Origin of the sequence: Actinomadura luteofluorescens (assembly GCF_013409365.1) — a bacterium.
In the GTDB taxonomy this organism is placed as follows: Bacteria; Actinomycetota; Actinomycetes; order Streptosporangiales; family Streptosporangiaceae; genus Spirillospora; species Spirillospora luteofluorescens.
This window is the reverse complement of sequence record NZ_JACCBA010000001.1, coordinates 5,433,973-5,456,835: the sequence shown is the minus strand read 5'-3', so window position 1 is coordinate 5,456,835 and position 22,863 is coordinate 5,433,973. Positions and strand designations below refer to the sequence as shown.

The 22,863-nt window shown below is 70.1% G+C and carries 22 protein-coding genes and 1 tRNA gene; 1 reads left to right on the top strand and 22 read right to left on the bottom strand.

Translation table 11 applies throughout. From position 1 onward, the window contains the following. Positions 1-8: 8 nt before the first annotated feature. From BJY14_RS25390 to BJY14_RS25295, 20 genes are all read right to left on the bottom strand, one after another. Positions 9-1,490, bottom strand: coding sequence for an MCE family protein (locus BJY14_RS25390; protein ID WP_179845913.1), 1,482 nt, complete (start codon positions 1,488-1,490; stop codon positions 9-11). A 36-nt stretch (positions 1,491-1,526) separates the two neighbouring features. Beyond that, complete coding sequence (locus BJY14_RS25385) at positions 1,527-2,837, bottom strand: MCE family protein (protein WP_179845912.1); 1,311 nt, start codon at positions 2,835-2,837, stop codon at positions 1,527-1,529. Next, the gene (locus tag BJY14_RS25380; protein ID WP_179845911.1) at positions 2,834-4,111 is read right to left on the bottom strand and encodes an MCE family protein; all 1,278 of its coding nucleotides are present in this window, start codon (positions 4,109-4,111) and stop codon (positions 2,834-2,836) included. The genes BJY14_RS25385 and BJY14_RS25380 overlap by 4 nt, the downstream gene beginning before the upstream one ends. A 15-nt stretch (positions 4,112-4,126) precedes the next feature. Beyond that, positions 4,127-5,203 (bottom strand): MCE family protein, encoded by a 1,077-nt coding sequence (locus BJY14_RS25375; protein ID WP_179845910.1) that lies wholly within the window; start codon positions 5,201-5,203, stop codon positions 4,127-4,129. Beyond that, on the bottom strand, positions 5,204-6,235 hold the full coding sequence (locus tag BJY14_RS25370; protein ID WP_179845909.1) for an MCE family protein: 1,032 nt from the start codon (positions 6,233-6,235) through the stop codon (positions 5,204-5,206). Beyond that, positions 6,232-7,536: an MCE family protein gene (locus BJY14_RS25365; protein ID WP_179845908.1), complete on the bottom strand. Its 1,305-nt coding sequence runs from the start codon at positions 7,534-7,536 to the stop codon at positions 6,232-6,234. The genes BJY14_RS25370 and BJY14_RS25365 overlap by 4 nt, the downstream gene beginning before the upstream one ends. A 5-nt stretch (positions 7,537-7,541) precedes the next feature. Further along, a complete protein-coding gene (locus BJY14_RS25360; RefSeq protein WP_179845907.1) occupies positions 7,542-8,390 on the bottom strand; it encodes an MlaE family ABC transporter permease in 849 nt (282 codons plus the stop codon). After that, positions 8,391-9,242 carry an MlaE family ABC transporter permease gene (locus BJY14_RS25355; RefSeq protein WP_179849617.1) on the bottom strand — a complete coding sequence of 284 codons (852 nt, stop codon included), beginning with the start codon at positions 9,240-9,242 and terminating at the stop codon, positions 8,391-8,393. Beyond that, entirely contained in the window at positions 9,242-10,366 is a 1,125-nt protein-coding gene (locus BJY14_RS25350) for an ABC transporter ATP-binding protein (RefSeq protein WP_258943709.1), read from the bottom strand. The genes BJY14_RS25355 and BJY14_RS25350 overlap by 1 nt, the downstream gene beginning before the upstream one ends. Positions 10,367-10,983: 617 nt before the next feature. Further along, positions 10,984-11,367, bottom strand: a complete 384-nt coding sequence (gene rplL / locus BJY14_RS25345; RefSeq protein WP_179845906.1) for a 50S ribosomal protein L7/L12 — start codon at positions 11,365-11,367, stop codon at positions 10,984-10,986. Positions 11,368-11,421: 54 nt separating this feature from the next. After that, entirely contained in the window at positions 11,422-11,985 is a 564-nt protein-coding gene (gene rplJ, locus BJY14_RS25340) for a 50S ribosomal protein L10 (protein WP_179845905.1), read from the bottom strand. 325 nt (positions 11,986-12,310) lie between these two features. Continuing rightward, the gene (locus BJY14_RS25335; protein ID WP_179845904.1) at positions 12,311-13,189 is read right to left on the bottom strand and encodes an SCO4651 family lipoprotein; all 879 of its coding nucleotides are present in this window, start codon (positions 13,187-13,189) and stop codon (positions 12,311-12,313) included. A gap of 88 nt (positions 13,190-13,277) precedes the next feature. Next, on the bottom strand, positions 13,278-14,132 hold the full coding sequence (locus BJY14_RS25330; protein WP_218905588.1) for an SCO4651 family lipoprotein: 855 nt from the start codon (positions 14,130-14,132) through the stop codon (positions 13,278-13,280). A 162-nt stretch (positions 14,133-14,294) separates the two neighbouring features. Next, positions 14,295-15,173 (bottom strand): hypothetical protein, encoded by an 879-nt coding sequence (locus BJY14_RS25325; protein ID WP_179845903.1) that lies wholly within the window; start codon positions 15,171-15,173, stop codon positions 14,295-14,297. 91 nt (positions 15,174-15,264) lie between these two features. Continuing rightward, positions 15,265-16,812 (bottom strand): class I adenylate-forming enzyme family protein, encoded by a 1,548-nt coding sequence (locus BJY14_RS25320; protein ID WP_179845902.1) that lies wholly within the window; start codon positions 16,810-16,812, stop codon positions 15,265-15,267. A 166-nt stretch (positions 16,813-16,978) separates the two neighbouring features. Further along, complete coding sequence (gene rplA / locus BJY14_RS25315) at positions 16,979-17,695, bottom strand: 50S ribosomal protein L1 (protein ID WP_179845901.1); 717 nt, start codon at positions 17,693-17,695, stop codon at positions 16,979-16,981. A 61-nt stretch (positions 17,696-17,756) separates the two neighbouring features. Next, positions 17,757-18,188 (bottom strand): 50S ribosomal protein L11, encoded by a 432-nt coding sequence (gene rplK, locus BJY14_RS25310; RefSeq protein ID WP_179845900.1) that lies wholly within the window; start codon positions 18,186-18,188, stop codon positions 17,757-17,759. Between the two features lie 283 nt (positions 18,189-18,471). Next, complete coding sequence (gene nusG, locus BJY14_RS25305; RefSeq protein ID WP_179845899.1) at positions 18,472-19,332, bottom strand: transcription termination/antitermination protein NusG; 861 nt, start codon at positions 19,330-19,332, stop codon at positions 18,472-18,474. A gap of 80 nt (positions 19,333-19,412) precedes the next feature. Beyond that, on the bottom strand, positions 19,413-19,667 hold the full coding sequence (secE, locus tag BJY14_RS25300; protein WP_179845898.1) for a preprotein translocase subunit SecE: 255 nt from the start codon (positions 19,665-19,667) through the stop codon (positions 19,413-19,415). 122 nt (positions 19,668-19,789) lie between these two features. Next, positions 19,790-19,862: transfer RNA gene (locus BJY14_RS25295), tRNA-Trp, on the bottom strand. Between the two features lie 255 nt (positions 19,863-20,117). Here BJY14_RS25295 and BJY14_RS25290 point away from each other — a divergent pair. Continuing rightward, a complete protein-coding gene (locus BJY14_RS25290; RefSeq protein WP_179845897.1) occupies positions 20,118-21,329 on the top strand; it encodes a pyridoxal phosphate-dependent aminotransferase in 1,212 nt (403 codons plus the stop codon). Positions 21,330-21,513: 184 nt separating this feature from the next. Here the strand turns inward: BJY14_RS25290 and BJY14_RS25285 are convergent, their stop codons facing one another. Together BJY14_RS25285 and BJY14_RS25280 are read right to left on the bottom strand one after the other, a co-directional pair. After that, positions 21,514-22,272: a hypothetical protein gene (locus BJY14_RS25285; protein ID WP_179845896.1), complete on the bottom strand. Its 759-nt coding sequence runs from the start codon at positions 22,270-22,272 to the stop codon at positions 21,514-21,516. A 3-nt stretch (positions 22,273-22,275) separates the two neighbouring features. Beyond that, the gene (locus BJY14_RS25280; protein WP_179845895.1) at positions 22,276-22,785 is read right to left on the bottom strand and encodes a SigE family RNA polymerase sigma factor; all 510 of its coding nucleotides are present in this window, start codon (positions 22,783-22,785) and stop codon (positions 22,276-22,278) included. Positions 22,786-22,863: the final 78 nt, after the last annotated feature.

The following is a 22,863-nucleotide window of genomic DNA, read 5'->3' as shown; positions in this document are numbered from 1 at the left end:
TGCCCGCCTCACTGGCTCAGCGGTCCGAGCAGGAGCCACTTCCACGAGGATTCCTCTCCCAACTGGCGTGTACCGGCGCTGCGCGGCATGACGTAGCGCTTGCCATCAGGGCCGTAGACCGCGCCCGTCGATGGATCGTATCCAGCGAATTCGACTGAACCGGCCGGGTACGACAGGTACAGGTTTCCGTCCGCGAGCTGGCCCGTCGGGGCGGCCGCGGCCTTCGCCTTGGTCTTGCCGGAGCCCTTGGCGTCCGTCTTGCCGCCGTCGCCGTCGCCGCTGTCGCCGCCGTCCCCGCGGGTGCCGTACGCGCCGCCCTCGGGGAACCCGGCGCCGGTGGTGGCGCCCGCGGGGACCTGCGGGAACGGCGCGATGGCGTCACGCGGGAAGTTGCGGGCGCCGCGCACGGCCGTGGGGGCGTTGTGGGGCGCCTTGCAGCCGACGTCCAGGCGCGGCTTCTTCTTCGAGGTGTCCTGCGGCCAGCGGTGCTTGACCTTCTCGTAGCCCTGGGTGCAGGCGGGCGGCGCGTCGATGTTCAGGTCGAGGCCCAGGTGCTGGGTCCCGTCGCCGGGCGTGACGGTGAACGCGCCTGCGACCGTCACCGGGTAGAGGATGAACAGCGACCGCAGGCCGGCCTTGCGGGACGCGATGACCTGGCCGGTGGTGGTGAGGTTGGCCAGCAGGACGGGCAGCGTCGGCGCGAGCTGGTTGATGGCCTTGTGGGTCTCGTCCACCGCGCCCGGCGCGTTGTCGATGGTCTTGCGCAGCGCCGGGTCGTCGTTGCGGAGCGAGGTGGTCAGCGCGTTCAGGTTGCGGGCGAAGCCCTGGATGTTGGCGGCCTGGCCGCGCTGGGTGTCCAGGACGGTCACGCCGTTGTTCAGCAGCCGCTCGGTGTCGGGGTAGGCCTCGTTGGCGGTCTTCAGCAGCCGGTCGGTGTCGTCCAGGATCGACTGCAGGTCCGAGGCGGAGCCGGAGAACGCCTTGTCCAGCTCGTCCACGATGACCCCGAGGTCCTTGGTGTTCACCGAGCCCACGAGGGAGTCGACGTTGCGCAGCAGCTCGGCCGTGGACACCGGCAGCGTGGTGCGGCTCCGCGGGACGGTGTACGGGTCGCCCTGGTCCATGTAGGGCCCGGACTTCGTGGTGGGCTCCAGGTCGATGTACTGCTCGCCGACCGCCGACCGGTTCGCCACGACGGCCTTGGTGCCCTCGCGCGGGATCCGCTTGCCGCGCTCCAGCAGCAGCTTGACGCGGATGCCGTCCTTGGTCAGCTCGATGGGGCCGACGCGCCCGACCGGGACGCCCCGGTAGGTGACCTCGGCGTTGGTGAACACGCCGCCGGAGTCGGTGAGGTCGACGTAGGCGATGTACTGCTTGCCGAGCAGGTCGCGGCCGATGCCGATGTAGTTGACCGAGACGATCGCCACGCCGACGACGGTGATGACCGCGAAGGCGATGAGCTGGATGATGACGCCGCGCTTGAGGATCACGAGAGGCCCCCCGTCATCAGGGTCCGCAGACCGCCGTCACCGGGGTCGGGGGCGAGCGCGCCCGGCCGTCCCTGGTCGTTCGTGCCGGCCGGCTTCCCTGGGGTCTGTGTGGTGCCGCCGGGCAGGCCCCGGCAGCCCGCCCTGGTTCCCGCCGCCGCCCGGCGTCTGCGGCAGGACGCCCAGCGGGGAGTCCGGCAGCGTCACGTTCGGGACCTGGAGCATGCCGCGCATCTGCTTGCCGCTGCCGAGCAGCCCCTCCAGGTCGGTGCCGCCGAGCAGGTTCTGCGCGATGGACTCGAAGTCCAGGTCGAGGGTGAGCCGCACGTTGCCGTAGTCGCCCGCGATGACGTTCTCGAACGTGGCGGGGAACGGGAAGGTGATCAGCGTCTCCAGCGACTTCGGCAGGTCCGAGCCGGCCTTGTTGAGGTTGCGCAGGATCGTGTCGAGGTCCCGCAGGTTGGCCAGCATGTCGGCCTTGGACTGGTCGATCACGTAGGTGGTGGTGCGGCTGAGCTTGTTCAGCGCGACCAGCATCTTGGTGAGGTCGGCCCGGTTGCGGTTGAGGACGGTGATCGCGGGCCCGGTCTTGTCGATGGTGTCCTGGATCGTCTTGCGCTCGTCGGACAGCTTGCCGGTCAGCCGGTCGATGCTGTCCAGCGCCCGGGTGATCGCGGCGCGGTTCTGGTCGAGCGTCCCGGCGAAGGTGTTCACCCGCTGCAGCACCGACTTGATCGTGGACTCCCGGCCGCCCATCGCGGCCTGCAGCTCGTGGCTGATCGTGGAGACCTGCTCCAGGCCGCCGCCGTTGAGCAGCAGCGACATCGCCGACAGCACCTCTTCGATCTCGGTGCCGCGGGACGTGCGGTTCAGCGGGATCAGGTCGTCGTCGGAGAGCTCCCCGACCGGCGCCTCGTTCTTCGGCGGTTCGAGCTGCACGAACTTCTCGCCGAGCAGGCTGGTCTGGCTGACCGTGGCGATCGCGTTGTCGGGGAGCTTGACGTCGCCGCGGAACTTGACCGTGACGACCGCGTGCCAGCCTCCCTGACCGCCCTGTCCCGTCCCGCCGCCCGGCTCGCCGGCCAGCTCGATCTTCTCGACCTTGCCCACCGACACGTCGTTGACCTTGACCGCCGACTGCGGGACGAGGTCCAGCACGTTCGCGAACTCGATCTTCACGGTGCGGGGGTGCGGGCCGAGGTCGGGGCCGCCGGGCAGCGGCAGCGACTCCACGCCGTTGAACGAGCAGCCCGACAGGGCCGTCACGCCCGCGAGCGCGGCGGCGCCGAGCAAACGCGCCCCGCCGATCGTCCTGCCGATCGACCGCCTGCTGATCGACCGCCTGCTCATCGGCCACCTCCAGGCAGCAGCGCCGTGATGTCCGTCGGCTTCTTCTGGGTTCCGGTCGCCGCGGTCTTGTTCGTGGTGCTCGTCTTGCCGGACTTGCCGGGCCTGCCCTGCGGTCCGTAGGCGTCCGGCGGGACGGGCACCGGGTCGTAGTGCGTGGTCAGCGCGGTGATCCAGGACAGGTCCAGGCTGAACCCGGTCAACGCCTTGCCGATCCCGTTGTAGGGCGTGACGAAGTCGAGGCACTCCTTGGCGGGCGTGCCCACCGAGTAGGCCAGCGAGCAGATCCAGTCGGCCAGGTTGTGGAACTGGCGGAAGTTGTCGCGGGTGTGGATCGTGCCGCTGATCGGGTCGTAGGCGCGGGCCAGGTTGTTGACGGCGAGCGGACCCGCGGTGAGGATCTCGGCGAGCGCGCCCTTCTCCTTCACCAGCACACCGGTGATCTGCGCGAGCTGCCGGACGTTGGCGGCCAGCTCGGTGCGGTTGCCCTTGACGAACCGCTGCACGTTCTTCAGCGTCGGGGCCAGGGTGTTGAGGGCCGCGCTCAGCTCCTCCTTCTCCCCCGCCAGCTGCCCGGAGACGCCGTTGAGGTGCCCGGAGAACGACTTGATCTGCTGGTCGTTGGCCTTCATCGCGTCGGTGATGATCCGCAGGTTCTTGATCGTCGCGGCCACGTCGCCGCGGTCGGTGCTCAGCGTGCTGAGCGCCTTGGACGCGTCGGCGATCGTCTGCCGGATGTCCTCGCCCTGGCCGTCCAGGTTCGCCGCGCCGACCTGGAGCAGCCGCGACAGCGAGCCCTGCTCGCCGTTCGCGCCGGGCGCGTTCGCGCCCTGCGGGCCGAGCGCCTTGGACAGCTCGTTCAGGCTCCCGCCGACCTCGTCGACCTCGACCGGCACCGCGGTGCGGTTCGTGCCCAGCGTCGCGCCGTCGGCCAGGACGGCGCCGCCCTTGTAGACGGGCGTGATCTGGACGTAGCGGTCGGCGACGAGCGTCTGGTTGACGATCACGGCCTGCGCGCCCGCGGGGACCTTGTACTTCGCGTCGTAGCTCAGCTCGACCTTCACCGCGTCGCCGACGGGCTCGACGCTGGTGACCTCCCCGACGGGGATGCCGAGGATGCGGACGTCCGCGCCCTTGTACAGGCCGACCGCCTTGGTGAAGTACGCCGTCATGTGGCGCTGCCCCGGCTCCTGGAGGACCAGCAGGAGCACGGCGGCCAGCACCGCGACGGCGAGGATCGCGCCGCCCAGGCGAAGGATGCTCGTGGAGTTACGCACTGGTGACCTGCCTGCTCACGGGAGGAAGGGCAACGGGTTGTCGCTGTTGCCGGTCTTGCCGGGGCCGGGCGATCCGCCGCCCGGGCGGGCGCCCTGCCTGTTCGTCGTCGCGCCTCCGCCGGACGGGGGGTTCTGGATCGAGGCGGGGATCGGGATCAGGTTCTGGATCCACGAGTCGAACCAGCGGCCGGTGCCCGTCACGTCGGAGAACTGCCGGGCGAACGGCGCGAACAGCTGGAGGATCCGGTCCAGGTTGTTCTGGTTCTTCAGCAGGATCCGGTTGACCTTGGCCAGGTTGTCCAGCATCGGGCGCAGCTGCCGGTCGTTCTCGTTGATCAGCGCGTTCACCTGCTGCGACAGGGTCACGGTGTTGATCAGCAGCTGGTGGATCACCTCGCGCCTGGCCTGCACCGCCTGGAGCACCTTGTCGCCGTCCTGGACGAGCTTGGCGAAGTCCTGGTTGCGGTCGGCGAGCAGCTTGGAGACGTCCTTGGCCTTGCCGGCCAGCTCGTGCAGCTCGTCGTCGCGGGACGCGACCGTGTTGGACAGCCGGCGCAGCCCCTGCAGGGAGGCCCTGACCTCCTCAGGGGAGTTCTTGAAGGTGTCCGACAGCACGTCGAACGACTTGGCGACCTGCTGCACGTCGATCGCGCCGACGCGCTGGCTCAGCTCGCTGATCGCGGGCACGACCTCGAACGGGGTGTGCGTCCGCTCGATCGGGACGTTGCGGCCGAGCCGGCCGCGCCCGCGCGGGGTGAGCGCGAGATAGTGCGCGCCGAGCACCGTCTTGATCTTGATGTCGGCCTCGGTGCGGTCGCCGAGCCGCACGCCGTCGTCGACCCGGAAGGTGACCTTGACGTGGTCGCCGTCCAGCTCCAGCCCGGTGACCTTGCCGACCTTGACGCCCGCGATGCGGACCTCCTCGCCGGCCCGCAGCCCGGCCGCCTCACGGAACGCGGCGGTGTGGGTCTTGCCGCCGGAGATGAACGGGATGTTCTCCAGGTTCATCGCCAGCACCACCAGCACGATGATGATCGCGAACGCGGAGAGCCCGATGGGGACCGGGTTGCGTTCCCGGAACGGGATCCTCATCTACTTGCACCTCGCGTTCTCGTTCACGATCGCCGGCGTCTGGTAGACCGGTCCGCCCGGCAGCCGCACCCGCGCGTCGAGACCGCAGATGTACATGTTGAACCAGGAGCCGTAGGAGGAGATGTTGACCAGCCCCTCCAGCCGCTTCGGCGTCCGCTGCAGGCCCGCGTCGAGCTCCTTGCCGTTCGCGTCGAACGTGGCGGTGAGCTTGCGCAGCCCCGCGATGTCGTTGCGGATGCCGGGGCGGGCGTCGGCGAGCAGGTCCTGCGTGGTCCCGGTCAGATCGTTGATCGCCGCCACCGAGTCGAAGATCGCCTGGCGGTCCCCCGAGACCCCGCTGACGAACCCGCGCAGGTCCGTGATCAGCTGGTTGACCTCGGTGTGCCGCTCGTCGATGGTGCCGAGCACGGTGTTCAGGTTGTCGATGACCTGGCCGATGACCTTGTCCCGGTCGGCGAGCGTGTTGGTCAGCGACGCGACGTGCGCGAGCAGGCTGTTGATCGTCCCGCCCTCGCCCTGGAGCACCTGGATGATCTGCATCGCGAGCGTGTTGACGTCCTTGGGCTCCAGGGCGCGGAACAGCGGCCGGAACCCGTTGAACAGGGTCGTCAGGTCCAGCGCGGGCGTGGTCTGCGCGACGGGGATCGTCCCGCCCGGCCTGAGGTAGTCGTTGGCCTGGCCGGCGCCGTCGGTCAGCGCCAGGTACCGCTGGCCCATCAGGTTGCGGTACCGGATCTGCGCCCGGGTGGACGAGGGCAGCCCCGCCTTGAACACGCTCTCCTTCTGGAGGCTGAACGTCACCTCGGCCTTGTCGCCCTTGTACAGCTCGATGTGCTCGATCTGGCCGACCCGGACGCCGGCGACGCGCACGTCGTCCTTGTCGAGCAGGCCCGTCACGTCCGAGAAGATCGCCTTGTAGGTGGTCGTCTCGCGGAACCGCATGTTGGAGATCGTCATCGCCAGCACCCCGGTGGCCAGCGAGGTGACGACCACGAAGATTCCCAGCTTGATCGCCGCACTGGTCGTCCTCACTTGACCGTCACCACCGATCCGTCGCCCAGCAGCGGCCCGAACATCAGCGCCGCGACGTCGGACAGCTGGTCGGCGCGGGTCCGCGTCACCGGTCCGAGCACGTTCTTGATCTTGTCCTTCTCGCTCATCGAGCCCGGGTCGACGAAGACGTTCGACAGCGCCCGGCCGCGGCTCCCGCCGGCGTTCGGGTCATCGGGGTTCTTCCACCACAGGTCGTCCTGCGTGCCGTCCAGCGCGAGGTAGGTCGGGGACGGGACCTTGGGGTTCGGCAGCCCGTAGCAGCGCGGATCGCGCTGGTCCTTCGCCTCCGGCTTGTCCAGCGGGTACTTGTAGCCCGGCACCGGCTTGACGATCTCGACCGTCAGGTTGAAGGTCTTGGACCCGTTGCCGCCGGCCACCCGCTGCGACTCCGGCTTGAGCTTCATCAGCCCGGCGAAGACGCACGGCAGGGACGGCGAGTAGCGGGCGATCAGGTCCAGGCCGTCCCGGTTCGCGATGTTGAAGCCGATGATCTTCGGGGCGTTCTGCCGCATGAACACGTCGCCGTCCTGGGCCAGCGCGGTCGTCGCCGGGATCAGCTGCTCGATCGTGGCCTTCTTGTCGGTGATCGTCCGGCTGGTGACGTTGAGGTTGCGGAGCGTCTGCAGCAGGTCGGGCGCCGCGGCGTTGTAGATGTCGGAGACGTCGGCCAGGGCGTTCAGGTCGTGCACCAGCGTGCCGAGCTGCGGGTTGACCTTCCGCAGCAGCTCGTCGGCCTCCTCCAGGTTCCGACCGATCTGGTCGCCGCGGCCCTGCAGCGCCGTCGCCAGGGCGTTCAGCGTCGCGTTCAGCTCCGCCGGCTTCACCGCCTGCAGCAGCGGGAGCAGGTCGTTCAGCACCTTGTCGATCTCGACGGCCGCTTGGGAGCGGTCCTGCTGGATCACCTGGCCCGAGCGCAGCCCGAGCGCGCCCGCCTGCGCCGGGATCTCCAGATCCACGTACTTCTCGCCGAACAGCGTCTTCGGCAGCAGCCGCGCCTGCACGTTGCGCGGGATCAGCTTCGCCTTGCCCGGGTCGAGCGCCAGGTGGAGCGTCGCCCCCTGCGCGTCGGCGTCGGTGTCGCGCACCTCGCCGACGATCAGGCCGCGGACCTTCACGTCCGAGTGCGGCAGCAGCTGCAGCCCCGCCCGCTCGCTCCGCACCTTCACGTCGAGCGTCGGTGTGAAGGCCTTGTTGTACAGCGCCACGGTCAGCGCCAGCAGCAGAACGATCACGACGACCATGGACGCGCCGAGGATGCGGAAGCGCAGACGTTCGCCCATCGCCGTCACCCCGCGATCCGGACGCTGGTGGTCGTGCCCCAGATCGCCATGCCGAGCATCAGGTCGACCACGTTGATCACCACGATGCTGGTGCGCACCGCGCGGCCCACCGCCACGCCGACGCCCGCCGGGCCGCCGGAGGCGTGGTAGCCGTAGTAGCAGTGGATCAGCATCACCAGCACCGCGAAGACGATCACTTTTCCGAACGACCACAAGATGTCGTACGGCGGTAGGAACAGATGGAAATAGTGGTCGTAGGTGCCGGTCGACTGGCCGTAGAACATCGTCACGATGACCCGGGTCGCGCCGTAGGAGGCGAGCAGGCCCACGATGTACAGCGGGATGACCGCGATCATCCCGGCGAGCATCCGGGTGGTGACCAGGAAAGGCATCGACGGGACGGCCATGACCTCCAGCGCGTCGATCTCGTCGGAGATCCGCATCGCGCCGAGCTGGGCGGTGAACCCGCAGCCGACCGTCGCCGACAGCGCGAGCGCCGACACCAGCGGCGCGATCTCGCGGGTGTTGAAGTAGGACGCGACGAACCCGGTGAACGCGGCCGTGCCGATCTGGTTCAGCGACTCGTAGCCCTGGAGGCCGACCTGGCTGCCGGTGAAGAACGTCATGAACCCGACGATCACCACCGAGCCGCCGATCACCGCGAGGCCGCCGGTGCCGAGGCTCACCTCGGCCAGCAGCCGCAGCACCTCCTTGCGGTACCGGCGCAGCACCCGGAACACCCACGCGAACGCGCCGGCGTAGAACGACATCTGGTGGCCGAAGTCGTCCAGCCGGTCGAGCGGGGCGCTCACCACCCGCCGGGCGGCCTTGCCCGTCTTGCCAGGGGCGGTCATCTACATCCCCTTCGACGGGACGAACTGGAAGTACAGCGTGGAGATCAGGAAGTTCTCCAGGAACAGGAGCATGAACGTGATGACGACGGTCTGGTTGACCGCGTCGCCCACGCCCTTGGGCCCGCCCTTGGCGTTCAGGCCCTTGTAGGCGGCGACCAGGCCCGCGGTGATGCCGAAGACGAACGCCTTGAACTCGGCCTGCAGCAGGTCGGGCAGCTGCGCGATGGCGTTGAAGGACGCCAGGTAGGCGCCGGGGGTGCCGCCCTGGAGCATCACGTTGAAGAAGTAGCCGCCCAGCAGGCCGACCACCGAGACCAGCCCGTTGAGGAACAGCGCGACGAACGCGCAGGCGAGCATCCGCGGCACCACCAGGCGGTGCAGGGGGTTGATGCCCAGCACCTCCATGGCGTCGATCTCCTCGCGGATCTTCCGGGAGCCGATGTCGGCGCACATCGCCGACCCGGCGGCGCCCGCGACCAGCAGCGAGGTGACCAGCGGGCTGGCCTCCCGGACGATCGCGACCACCGCGGTCGCGCCGGTGTAGGACTGCGCGCCGAGCTGCCGGATCAGCCCGCCGACCTGGAGGGACAGCACGCCGCCGAAGGGGATGGCGACCAGCATCGTGGGGACGACGGTGACGCTGACGATGAACCAGGCCTGCTGGATGAACTCGCGCCACTGGAAGGGCCACTGGAACATGGCGCGCCCGGTGTCCAGGCACAGGGCGAAGAAGCGGCCCGGTTCCTTGATCGCGACGTTGGCCGCGCCGTCCCCGATCTTGCGGAACGTCGCCGAAGAGCCCCCGCCCTTCCCTGCCCCTCGCTGGTCCGCGCCGATACCAGGAGTGGACATCAGTAGCCTGCACCCGCTCCCGGCCGGCCGGGCGGCGGGTTGCCGGGGAACTGGCCCCCGGGGCCGCCGGGCGGAGGTCCGGAGGGCGGCATGGCGCCGGGCGCCCCGTGCGCGCCGCCCGCGGGGGCGCCGACGGGGGTCATGGACGCCACGTACCGCGGCCACTCCTCCACCCAGTTGCGGCCGAGGTCGTCGATGAACGAGCCGGGCGGCGGCGTGACGCCGTGCGCCGCGCACCACGCGCCGGGTGCGTGCATGCCGGTGCGGATCAGCCCGTTGCTCGGCATCTGCTGCGGCGGGATCGGCGGCAGCTTGCCCGGGTCGTGGCCCATCTTCGCCTCGGCCTCCAGCTCGGACTCGTCCTTCTCCTCGGACATGCCGATCGGGCCGATCTTGCTGGCGTTGAGGAACTGCCGGACGACCGGCTCCTCGCTGGACAGCAGCATCTCCCGCGGCCCGAACATCGCCAGGTGCCGCTGGTACAGCAGGCCGATGTTGTCCGGGAGGGTGCGGGCGGTGTTGATGTCGTGGGTGACGATCAGGAACGTCGCGCCGATCTGCGCGTTGAGGTCGATGAAGACCTGGTTCAGGAACGCGGTGCGGACCGGGTCGAGGCCGGAGTCCGGCTCGTCCACCAGCAGGATCTCGGGGTCCAGGACGAGCGCGCGGGCCAGGCCGGCGCGCTTCTTCATGCCGCCGGAGATCTCACCGGGAAGTTTGTGCTCGGCACCGAGAAGACCGACCAGGTCCATCTTCTCCATGACGATGCGCTTGATCTCGGACTCGGACTTCTTGGTGTGCTCGCGGAGCGGGAACGCGATGTTGTCGAACAGGTTCATGGAGCCGAACAGGGCGCCGTCCTGGAACAGGACGCCGAACAGCTTCCGGGTGTCGTACAGCTGCGACTCGGGCAGGTAGGGCAGGTCCCTGTCGCCGATCCAGATGTGCCCGCGGTCGGGCTTGAGCAGCCCCACGAGGGACTTCAGGAAGACCGACTTTCCGGTGCCGGACGGACCCAGGAGAACGGAGATCTCACCTGCGGGAATGGTCAGCGACACGTCCTGCCAGATCACCTGGCGGCCGAAGGACTTCGTCAGGCCCTCGACTCTGATCTCGACGCCCACTCGTCACCTTTCGTCCAGGCCGGGGGAATCCCGAACCAATGAGCGAGTAGCACTCAGGCTCTTTCTGTCGTCACACCGCGCTCTGTCTCCACGCCGCGTTCGGTCGTCACACCGCGTGTCCGCCGCATTGCTACCGTCCGGTAGCCGTGACGGGTGCCACCACCGTAGCGGCCCCCCGTCCAAATGGAAGGGGTTCCCACCCAGATCAGCGGCTAAATGCGACGTCGTAAGACAATCGTTACTTACGGCGCCTATGAGACTAGTGGTCCAAGAACCGGAGCCTCAAGACCGGGGTGCCCGGGGACGGCCGCGACCGTGCGGCCCGCCGCACCGCGGAGACGTGAGCGGCCGGGTGTGGCCACAGCGTCAGGACGGGACGCTACGCCGGGGGCGGGAAGCCGCACAACCCGCCGGGGCACACGGTTTCCCGCAGCTGTTTGTCACCTCAGCACAGAAAACGGACCTTCCTGGCATGGCCCCTCCACGCTCCACGACAAGACCGCCCACCGGCCGCGGCCGGGCCCCCGCGGAAACAGAAGGAGGCGGCCGCCCCATCGGGGTGACCGCCTCCTTGGAGAGCGGTGGAGCCGCGCCGGCTCCGGTGCTCTGGAGCGTCGTTACTTGACGGTGACCGAGGCGCCGGCCTTCTCCAGGGCCTCCTTGGCCTTGTCGGCCGTCTCCTTGTTGACCTTCTCCAGCAGCGGCTTCGGCGCGCCGTCGACCAGGTCCTTGGCCTCCTTGAGGCCGAGGCTCGTCAGGGCGCGCACCTCCTTGATGACCTGGATCTTCTTGTCGCCGGCACCCTCGAGGATGACGTCGAACTCGTCCTGCGCCGGGGCCTCCTCGGCGGGCGCCGGGCCCTGGCCCGGGGCGACGGCCGCGACGGGGGCGGCGGCCTTGACGTCGAAGACCTCTTCGAACTGCTTCACGAACTCGGAGAGCTCGAGAAGGGTCATCTCCTTGAAGGCGTCGAGCAGGTCGTCGGTGCTGAGCTTCGCCATGATGATTCCTCCGCTATGGCTTGTGATCTGGGGTGGTACGGAACCGCGGGTTGCCTACTCGGCGGACGCCTCGGCGGCGGGTGCCTCGGCGCTCTCGCCCTCGGCCTCGCGCTTGGCGCGCAGCGCCTCGGCGAGCTGGGCGGCCTGCGTCGGCAGGGCGTTGAACAGCGCGGCGGCGTTGGCCATCGAGCCCTTCATCGCACCGGCCAGCTTCGCGAGGAGCACCTCGCGCGACTCGAGGTCCGCCAGCTTGGTGATCTCGGCCGCGTCCATCGACTGACCGTCGATGAAGCCGCCCTTGATCACCAGCATCGGGTTCGTCTTGGCGAAGTCGCGCAGGCCCTTGGCGGCCTCGACCACGTCGCCGCGGACGAACGCGATGGCCGACGGGCCTTCGAGCAGCTCACGGAACTGCTCGTCGACACCGGCCTCGTTCGCGGCGCGCTTGGTCAGCGTGTTCTTCACCACGCGGAACCGCGCGGTCTCGCCGAGGTTGTCGCGCAGCTCCTTGACCTGCGCGACGGAAAGCCCGCGGTACTCGGTCAGCACGGCGCCGTTGGAGCTCTCGAACTCGTTCTTGAGCTCGGCGATCGCCGCGTCCTTGTGGGCCTTGGCCATAGCCCTCCTTCCGATTACCTGGGTGGTCCGACCCGCGCCGCAGTCCGCTGGACGAACTGGGGCGCCGATCCACCAAAAAACGCCCCGGCGCAGGCGCACGGGGCGTCCAGGCACGGCACAGAGGCCATGCGGGAAGCTCTCGTCTCACCTACGCAGGCCGCCCGAACTGAGTCGGGTCCTTCGGTCACCTCGCGGGAGGTGACGACCGGCGGTCTTCGGCATCGGACAGCATACGCGGCCTCGCTGAACGAGGCCAAATCGGGAGACGGAGCGAGGGACCGCGCCCCGGACGGGGTGCGGTCCCTCGGTCGCGCTCGGGCCCGAGTCAGGCGCCGGGCGTCCCGGCGCCGGCGCCGAGCCGGCCCATGATCTCGCCGAAGTCCGTGACCTCGCTCGCCGGCGGCTCGGTGACCTGCACCGGCTTGCCGTAGTCGCGGTACTTCATCGTCATGGTCATGTCGCCCTGCGTCGACTCCGTCGACTTCATCGTCATCTGGCGCGGCAGCTGCTGGCCGTCCACCCACAGGTCGAAGTGCATGGCCTGCAGTCCCGTCGTGCCGAGGCTCTTGCGGTAGGCCTCCCGCGTCTCCGGGGACAGCTTGGCGACCGCGTCCTCCATCCGGTACGTGCCGGTGTAGTGCGTCGTCTGGACGCCGTCGATCGTCTCCTTGCCGACCTCGCGCGCGTCCTTGGACGCCGTCAGCATCTTGGTGTTCTGCACCGGGTCCATCTGCCGGGACTGCTGGAGCAGCTCGTCGATGTTCATCCCGGACTTGGCGCCCAGCTCGTCCAGCGAGATCTTGATCCACGGCTTGGACCCGCCGCCGAGCTGGGACAGCATCGGCATCTTCATGTACATGTTCCGGCCGACGAGCCGCTGCTCCATGCCGGACGTCGACTTGCCCGCGACCGTCATCTGCCCGAAGTTCATGCTGTAGGCCAGATCGGGCTTCGTGCGGTACTGCATCGTGCCGTTCATCGACACGTCGCCCGTCGAGGAGCCGGTCATCTTCATCGTCAGGTCGGCCTGGAACGAGTCGATCTTGCCGGTCTTCTCGGCGGCCTTGCCGAGGACCTGCGCCGCGGACAGCCGCAGTCCCTTGCCGGCGTCGTCCACCGTCTTCCCGGCGTCCCCGAGGCAGCCGGTCAGCGAGAGGGCGAGGCCGGTGGCCAGCGCCGTGCCTGCCGCGAAACGACGGATCATCAGGGGGTTCTCCTTGGTCTCCTTGGCACCCAGCAATGGGGCCGAACGGTACATCAGACGCAAACGACCCCGCTGAGGTTCACCGTTCTCAGTTGCCGCCGAGAAGACCCTGGAGGGACAGCTGCCCCACCTGGTCGGACGGGGGCGTGTTCACCTTGAACGACTTGCCGTAGTCGCTGTACAGGACGGTCACCGAGCCGTTCTCGCCCTGCGAGCCGGTCGCCTTGGAGACGAGCTTGCGCGGCAGGTTGTCGCCGTCCGTCCACAGGTCGAAATTGATCTTGCCGTTGGCGCGGTCCTTCGGCAGCCACTGCTGCACCTTCGTGCGGGCCTGCGCGTCCAGCCGCTTCAGTGCCTCGTCGACGGTGACCGTCCCGGCGTAGTGCGTCGTCTTGACGCCGTCGACCGTCTCGGTGCCGACCCTGCGGGCGTCCTTGGAGCCGGTGAACATCTTGGTCTGCTCGGCCGGGTCGACCTTCTGCACCTGGTCGACCAGGCCCCGGACGTCGAAGCCCGTCCGCTGCTGCATCTGGTTCACGTCGATCTTCACCCACGGCTTGCCGCCGCTGACGAACTGCGCGAGCTGCGGGACCTTCGCGTACAGCACGTTGCCGGTGAAGACGGCCTGACCCTTGGCGCCCGGCATGCTCTGCCCGTTCTGGCTGAAGTCGTCCAGCTTCGCGCTGAACTCCAGCGACGGGCGCAGCCGGAACTGCCCGTTGGCGTGGACCTTCCCACCGCCGTCACCGGTGCCCGTCACCGTCAGGTCGGCCTTGAACGTGTCGGCCTTGCCGGTCTTCTCGGACGCCTTCAGCAGCGCCTGGTTCGCGCTGAGCTTCATGTTGCCGGTGTTGTTCTCCGACCCGTCCCCGTTGCATCCGGACAGGAGGAGCGCGGCGCCCACGGCGGTGCCGCCGGCGGCCACCACGAATCGTCGTTTCATGAGGGTTGAGCCTCCCTTGTCGCCCTGCTGGTGTTCCCAGTCTCTTCGGGCGCTAACGGCGAGGCATCCCCCGGTGGTACGAATGGGACCTCTCGCGGTACGACCAACGGCGTAGCCGCCCCCTGGCCCGACGTCAGGGTGATCCGGCCCCGCGAACCCGCGTCAGCGGAAGGAACCGAAGGTCATCGACCCGGCGAGCCCCGCGCCGGGCGCCTGCGCGCTGAGGCTGATCGTGGTCGGACGGGCCTCGCTGTCGGCCAGCAGATCGAGCCCGCATCCGGTGTCGTCCGGCACCCACTTGCGGAACGCCGTCGCCGCGTCCTGCGGCAGCAGCGCGTACACGCCTCCCATGAGCGCCTGCGCGGTGAAGCGCGTCAGCCCGGCGGCGTCCGGCTCGCCCGCCGTCATGCCGGGCAGGGTCCCGATCATGAAGGTGAACTGCCGGGGGTCGGAGCCGTTCTGCAGGGTGCCCAGCTGCGCCGGGGTCAGCGTGGACCGCGTCCACTTCTGACCGTCGAACCCCTTGAGCGTGCTCCCCTGGACGATCACCTTCTGGGTGACCTTGGACAGCTCGCCGCCCTTCATCGTCCGCGTGACGCCGGTGGCGCTCATCGCGAACTTCGGCCACAGCGTGAACGAGGCCGTCTCGGTGGCGTGCCGGTAGTCGCCGTCCGACCCGACCGTCACCTTCATGTCCGTCTTGCGGGTGAAGGAGTGCAGGCTGGGGCCGGGCTGGGGCGGCGCCGTCGGCAGGCCGTGCGCGGCGCCCCCGTTTCCGGGCGCGCGCGTTCCGGGACGCGCGCTCGCGCCCGGGGCGGCCCCCGGTCCCGGCGCACCGGGCGTGCCCGGGGAGACCGTGGCGGACGCGGCGCCGTTCGGGTTGGCGGGGTCGCGCTGGGCCATCGCCGCGGAGGGAGGCAGCGCCCCCGAGTCCTTGGGCGAATCGCCCCCGATCTTCACCACCATCAGGATCGCCGTGGGCACGACGGCCACCGCGGTCACGGCGGAGATGGCGATGGCCCGATCGGTACGACGCTTCACGCGGCAATTCAACACCAGGTTCCTCGCCGGTAACAAAACAATCAGATACCAAATTGTCCGGTTCCGGACTCCGAGCCGTGTATCCGCCGTTTCAGGGGCTTTCGGGGCGGTCTATCAGCTCGGCGCGGAGGGCGGCCTTGCGGATCTTGCCGGTGCCGGTGCGGGGCAGGGCCGCCACGAACTCGACGCGCCGCGGCGTCTTGAAACCGGCGAGCCGGGCACGGCAGGCCGCCGTCAGGTCCTCCACCCGCGGCGGGACGCCGTCCGGCACGATCACCGCGCAGACCGACTGGCCCCAGCGCGGATCGGGCAGCCCCACCACCGCGACCTCGCCGACCCCCGGGACCGTGCGCAGGACGTCCTCGACCTCGCGCGACGAGACGTTCTCCCCGCCCGTGATGATCACGTCCTTGAGCCGGTCGGCGAGATAGAGGTAACCGTCCCCGTCGAGGCGGCCCGCGTCGCCGGTGCGGAACCAGCCGCCCGCGAACGCCTCGGCGGTCGCCTCGGGATCGTCCCAGTACCCGTCCGCCATCTGCGCTCCCCGGACGGCGACCTCGCCCTGCGCACCGGGCGGCAGCCGCGACCCGTCCTCGCCGATCACGGCGATCTCCACGCCGTCGCCCGGACGGCCCGCCGACGCCGCCAGCTCCGGCCTCCCCGCGACCGCGGCACGGTGGTCCGCCGGGGACAGGAACGTCGCGTTGCCGGACAGCTCGGTCATGCCGTACCCCTGGTTCAGGTCGCAGCCGAGCACCGCGTCCGCACGGCGCAGCAGCGGCACCGGCATCGGCGCCGAACCGTACGCGATCACCCGGACGGTGGCCCGCAGCGCCTCCAGCGCCGCCGGGTCCCCCTCAAGGTGAGCGAGCAGATCCTCCAGCATCGTCGGGGCGAGCGACAGGTTCGTGACACCGTGCCGGCGCGCCGCGTCCACCAGGACGGCCGGACCGAACCGGCGCATCACGACGGCATGCCGCCGGAACAGGTGATGCAGGACGACCTGGTAACCCGCCACATGGCACAGGGGGAACGGCGTGCAGAACACGTCGTCCGGCAGAACGGGACGCCCCGACGCCGTGGCCGTGACGCCCGCGAGCAGGCTCCTGTGGGTGAGCCGCACTCCCTTCGGCCGGCCGGTCGTGCCGCTGGTGAACATCAGCCAGGCGACCTCCCCCGGATCGCGGTCGCCCTCCAGTGAGGGGGCCGAGCCATCCCGAGGAAGGTCGGCGACGTCCACGAGCGGCGGATGGTCAGGGGGAAGTCCTCCCTCGCGGGCCAGCCTCTCCAGCAGCTCCGGCTCCCCGATGACGAGCTCGGCGCCGCAGCGGACGACCTGGTCGGCCCACTCGCGCGGATGCAGCCTCTGGTTGAGCGGCACCAGGATCCTGCCTTCGCGCGGGACCCCGTAATAGGCCGCCACGTACTCCAGCCGGTTGTGCGCGAGCAGCGCCACCCGCGCCCCAGGAGAGCACCGCGCGGACAGGTGGGCGCTCAGCGCGTCCGTCCGGGCGCGCAACTCCCGGAACGTCCACGTCATGCCGTCGACCGACAGCGCCGGAGCCTCGGGGGCGTCCTCCGCGGCCGCGGCGAGCACGTCGTACAGCCGGTGGACGTCCCGACGCCGCGTCCCGCCCATCGCATCCCCTTCGCCGACGATCCGAGCGCCGAATCTAGCGGCGGAGCAGAGGTCGGGGCCGGTCGCGTCCCGCTGAACGCGACCCGATAACACGGCCCGGTGAAAAGCGAACAGGGCGCCCCCCGTACTGGGGAGCGCCCTGTTCGGCGTTCTGTGCCGGGCTCGATCAGGCCTCTTCGAGCTCGGCCGTCAGGTTGCGGACCGCGTTCGGGTCCACCGGGATGCTCGGGCCCATCGACGTGGTCAGCGCCGCCTTCTTGACGTACCGGCCCTTCGCGGCGGACGGCTTGAGACGCTGGATCTCGTCGACCGCCGCGGCGTAGTTCTCCACCAGCTGGCGCTCGTCGAAGGACGCCTTGCCGATGATGAAGTGCAGGTTCGCGTGCCGGTCGACCCGGAACTCGATCTTGCCGCCCTTGATGTCGGTGACGGCCTTCGACACGTCCATGGTGACCGTGCCGGTCTTCGGGTTCGGCATCAGGCCGCGCGGACCGAGCACCCGGCCGAGCCGGCCGACCTTGCCCATCTGGTCCGGCGTCGCGACCACGGCGTCGAAGTCCAGGAAGCCGCCCTGGATCCGCTCGATCATGTCGTCCGAGCCGACGATGTCGGCGCCCGCGGCCTCGGCCTCCTGCGCCTTGGCGCCGACGGCGAAGACGAGCACGCGGGCCGTCTTGCCGGTGCCGTGCGGCAGGTTGACCGTGCCGCGGACCATCTGGTCGGCCTTGCGCGGGTCGACGCCCAGCCGCATGGCGACCTCGACGGTCGCGTCGAACTTGGTGACCGCGGTCTCCTTGGCCAGCTTCACGGCCTCGACCGGGCTGTACAGCCGCTCCCGGTCGATCTTCTCCGCCGCGGCGCGGTAGCCCTTGCTGCGCTTCATGTGCGTTCCTCCAGTCGGAACTCGTGGTCGGGGCCAGCGCCGGCCCTCCCACTGGGACGTCTTACTTGACCTCGATGCCCATCGACCGCGCGGTGCCGGCGACGATCTTCTCGGCGGCGTCGAGGTCCTTGGCGTTGAGGTCGGGCATCTTGGTCGTGGCGATCTCACGGACCTGGTCGCGGGTGACCGAGCCGACCTTGGTCTTGTGCGGCTCGCCGCTGCCCTTCTCCACGCCCGCGGCCTTCAGGATGAGCTGCGCGGCCGGCGGGGTCTTGGTGACGAAGCTGAACGACCGGTCCTCGTAGATGGTGATCTCTACGGGGATGACGTTGCCGCGCTGGGCCTCCGTGGCAGCGTTGTACTGCTTGCAGAAGTCCATGATGTTGACGCCGTGCGGGCCGAGCGCGGTACCGACCGGCGGAGCCGGGGTGGCCTGGCCGGCCTGCAGCTGGACCTTCACCAGAGCGGCGACTTTTTTCCTCTTGGGAGGCATGCCTCTCCCTCGTGTTCCGTTTCACGTGGTCCCGACTCCCGGAGACCGGGCAACACGGCGGGCGGAACTGGACCGCCGCGTTGGGACCTTGGCCGACCCCACGTCCCCGCGTGCGCGGGCGCGAATCCGCGTTCTCACGAGCGCGGCGACATCGTCGGGGCCATCCCCCGCGTCGCGCGGGGGTCGTCGATGTCCCGCGTCCGAAGACCGGGACAAGGACCTGAGCGCCCCCGCGTGCGCGGGGACGACCCGTTCAGGATACGACCTGATCGAGGCGGCTCGGTCAGATCTTGGAGACCTGGTTGAACGAGAGCTCGACCGGCGTCTCGCGACCGAAGATCGAAACCAGCACCTTGAGCTTCTGCTGCTCGGCGTTGATCTCGTTGACGGTCGCGGGGAGGGTGGCGAACGGACCGTCCATGACGGTGACCGACTCGCCGACCTCGTAGTCGACGGTGGCGGGGGCCTTGGCGTGCTCCTTGGCGGCCTTGGCGACGCCCTCCTCCGGCTCGGGGGCCAGCAGGTTGGCGACCTCGTCCAGGCTGAGCGGGGACGGCTTGTTCAGCAGGCCGACGAACCCGGTGACGCCGGGGGTGTTGCGGACCGCGGCCCACGACTCGTCGGTGAGCTCCATGCGGACGAGGATGTAGCCCGGCAGGACCTTCTCGTTGACCTTCTGGCGCTTGCCGCCCTTGATCTCGGTCACCTCGTGCTGCGGGACCTCGATCTGGAAGATGTAGTCCTCCATGTTGAGGGTCTGCGTCCGGGTCTCGATGTTGGTCTTGACCCGGTTCTCGTAGCCCGCGTAGGAGTGCACGACGTACCAGTCGCCCGGCTGGAGGCGGAGCTGCATCTTGAACTCGGCGTAGGGGTCGACCGGCGGCGCGGCGGCGGCCTCGTCCTCCCCGGCCTCCTCCTCGGCGTCCTCGCCCTCGACGGACTCGGCGAGCTCGGCGGCGCCCTCGGCCGCGTCCGGCGCGGGGCCCTCACCTTCGAGCTTCGTGTCCGCGGGCTCGGCGTCGCCGGCGGAGACGACCGCCTCGGCCGTCTCGTCGGCGGGCTCAGCCGCCTGGTCGGCCGCAGCAGCCGCAGCGGACTGGGCCTCTTCAACGGCCTCGTCGTAGGGCTGTGAGGACTCGGACACGGTCAACTCTTCTCTCGGTCTGCGGTGATGGACTTGCGAAGGTACGGCGGGGCCCGGCGCCCGGGCCGGGCGGCGCGGCGTCAGCCGAAGAGCTCGTAGATGCCCTTCTGCAACCCGTAGTCGACGCCGGAGACGAGCGCGACCATGACCAGCACGAACACCAGCGAGACGGTCGTGTAGGTGACCAGCTCCCGCCGCGTCGGCCAGATGACCTTGCGCAGCTCTGCGATGATCTGGCGCACGAACAGCGCGGGCGAGGTCCGCTTGGAAGGGGCCTTCTTCTTGCCCTTGCCCTCGTCCTTGGCCTCGGGCTCGTCGCGAGTCTCAGTCGCCATTTGCCGCCGTTCACCTCATAGGTCGTGATTCAACCACCCTGTGGTTGCCGCGCGGTCCCGTGCCGCGGAGTGCCACGGCGACGCCATGGCGCGGCCGGCACGGGTGCGCGCACCGCACCTCGCAGGGCAGGAGGGACTCGAACCCCCAACCGCCGGTTTTGGAGACCGGAGCTCTACCAATTGAGCCACTGCCCTTCACTTCTCCGGCTAAGGAGAAACCCGACCACAGGACCGGGTGGTGCCGGGTCCCAGCTTACGGCCTGATCGGTGCCCGCGTGCGGACAGGCTCGTATACCGGCGACACGTCACTTGGAGGAGGAGTCTACGTGCCGGAGGGGCCCGCGTCGAACCGGATATCGGGGGACCGCCGGGTGGCCGCGGCGGCGACCCGTCCGACCGGCCCGGATATATGGCTGCGGGTCCCGGTGCGCCGTCTGTAACGATAGGGGCATGAGCATCGACCGTCCTCGCATCTCCAAGCGCATCGCCGCGATATCCGAGTCCGCCACGCTGGCCGTCGACGCCAAGGCCAAGGCGCTGAAGGCGGCGGGCCGCCCGGTCATCGGGTTCGGCGCGGGCGAGCCCGACTTCCCGACGCCCGACTACATCGTCGAGGCCGCGGTGACCGCCTGCCGGGTACCGCGCTTCCACAAGTACACGCCCGCCGGCGGGCTGCCCGAGCTGCGCGCCGCGATCGCCGAGAAGACCGAGCGCGACTCCGGCTACCGGGTCGAGGCGTCCCAGGTCCTGGTGACCAACGGCGGCAAGCAGGCGGTGTACGAGGCGTTCGCGGCGCTGCTCGACCCGGGCGACGAGGTGATCGTCCCGACGCCGTACTGGACGACCTACCCCGAGTCGATCAAGCTGGCGGGCGGGGTGCCCGTGGACGTCGTCGCCGACGAGACCACCGGCTACAAGGTGAACGTCGAGCAGCTGGAGGCGGCCCGCACCGACCGGACGAAGGTGCTGCTGTTCGTCTCGCCGTCCAACCCGACGGGCGCGGTCTACGGCCGCGACGAGATCGAGGCGATCGGGCGCTGGGCCGACGGGCACGGCCTGTGGGTCGTCACCGACGAGATCTACGAGCACCTCGTGTACGGGGCCGCCGAGTTCCACTCGATGCCCGTGGTGGTGCCGGAGCTGGCCGACCGGACGCTCGTCCTGAACGGGGTCGCCAAGACCTACGCGATGACCGGCTGGCGGGTCGGCTGGCTGGTCGGCCCGGCGGACGTGGTGAAGGCCGCGCAGAACCTCCAGTCGCACGCGACGTCCAACGTGGCGAACGTGTCCCAGGCCGCCGCGCTCGCCGCGGTGACCGGCGACCTGTCGGCGGTCGCGGAGATGCGCAAGGCGTTCGACCGGCGCCGGCAGACGATGGTGCGGATGCTGAACGAGATCCCGGGGATGGTGTGCCCCGAGCCGGAGGGCGCGTTCTACGCCTACCCGTCGGTCAAGGCGCTGCTCGGCAAGCAGCTGCGCGGCAAGCGCCCGGAGACGTCGGTGGAGCTGGCCTCGCTGATCCTGGAGGAGGCCGAGGTCGCCCTGGTGCCGGGCGAGGCGTTCGGCACGCCGGGCTACTTCCGCCTCTCCTACGCGCTGGGCGACGACGACCTGGTCGAGGGCGTCTCGCGCGTCGCGAAGCTGCTGTCCGAGGCGAGCTGACCTCGACGGGCACGCCGCCCGCGCGGAACCGCGAACACGGCGTACACGAAACCGGCCCCGGGCGCACAAATCCCGGGGCCGGTTTCGTGTGGGACGGGTTCCGCCGGTTCCCGTCCCAGGAGGTCCGGCGGGACGTCCCGCGCACGGCCCCTCTCCGCCGTGGGACGCCCCGCCGGAACGGGGTTCAGGGGCGCACGCCCTCGGCGATGCGCATGAGCCGGTCCTTCGCCGGGCCGGAGGCGGTCACGGTGACGCCGACGCCGTGCCGCGCAAGCCAGGAGATCTGCCGCGCCGAGTCGGTGCGGTCGCCGGTCAGCGCGGGCGTCCCGTGGACGGACGTGCGGCGGGGGATGCCGGTCACGCGCAGCAGGTCCTGCGGGCCGGTCAGCTTGCCGCCCTTCACCAGGGCGATCTCCACCCAGCCGTCGGCGCCGCGCCACGTGCACGTCGTGGTCGTGCGGTCCGCGCCGCCGTCGCCGGAGACCACGCACGGACCGGCGGCGGCCAGGCCGTCCGGCAGGTACGTGATCCACTTCGGCAGCGCGTCCACGATGCCGCCCGCGCCCGGCGTGGCCGGGGTCTCCCCGGGGGCGGACGAGCCGCGCGGCTCCGGCTTCTGTGAGGCTCCTGCCTCGGACCTCCCCTTAGGAGACGGGGACTCGGGGAGGCCCGAGGCGGGAGGTCGCTCCGGCAGCCGGAGGGCCGAGACGGTGTTGCTGGGACGGGTCGTCTCGGTGTCCCCGGCGGGTGTGGCCTGGAACGACTGATAGGTGGGCACGAGTGCCAGGGCCGCGACCGAGGCGGCCGCGACGCCGGCGGCCGCGTGAAGGCGGGCCTTGCGGCGGCGGTGGCGCCGCTTCACGTCGGTGACGAGCGACGGTGACGCGGTCGCCCCGGCCACCTGCTCGGCCATGGCCTTCCGCAGTTCACTCTCCAGATCCATCGCTCATCTCCCCAGTGGAGCCAGGTTCTTGCCGAGGCGTTCCCGGAGCCTGGCCAGCCCCCGGGACGCCTGGCTCTTCACCGTTCCGACCGAACAGCCGAGAGCCTGGGCGGTCTCCGCCTCCGAAAGGTCCTCCCAGAAGCGCAGGACCAGCACGGCGCGCTGCCGCGGGCCGAGCTTGCGCAACTCCTCCATGAGGGTCCCCCTCAGTTCGACGGAATGGTTCGGCGAGTCGGTCTGCGTCTCCGGGAGCCTCGCCATCTGGATCTCCCGGAGCACCTTCCACCGCCGGGACCGGCTGATCACCAGGTTGACCAGGATCCGGCGGACGTAGGGTTCGGGATCGCTGCCCGCCTCCAGCCGGCCCCAGTGGCGGTAGGCCTTCTCGAGCGCGGTCTGCAGGATGTCCTCGGCGTCCTGCCGGGCCCCGCACATCAGTGCCGCGGTGCGCAGCAGGGCATCGCCGCGTGCCGCCACGAACTCCACGAACGACTCGTCGTCTCGACGCCCCACAGTGCTCCGTCCCGGCTAGAGCGGTTCCGGCAGTTTCGTGCTGTCGGGGCGGGCGGCCTCCGCGCCAGGGCCGCCCGC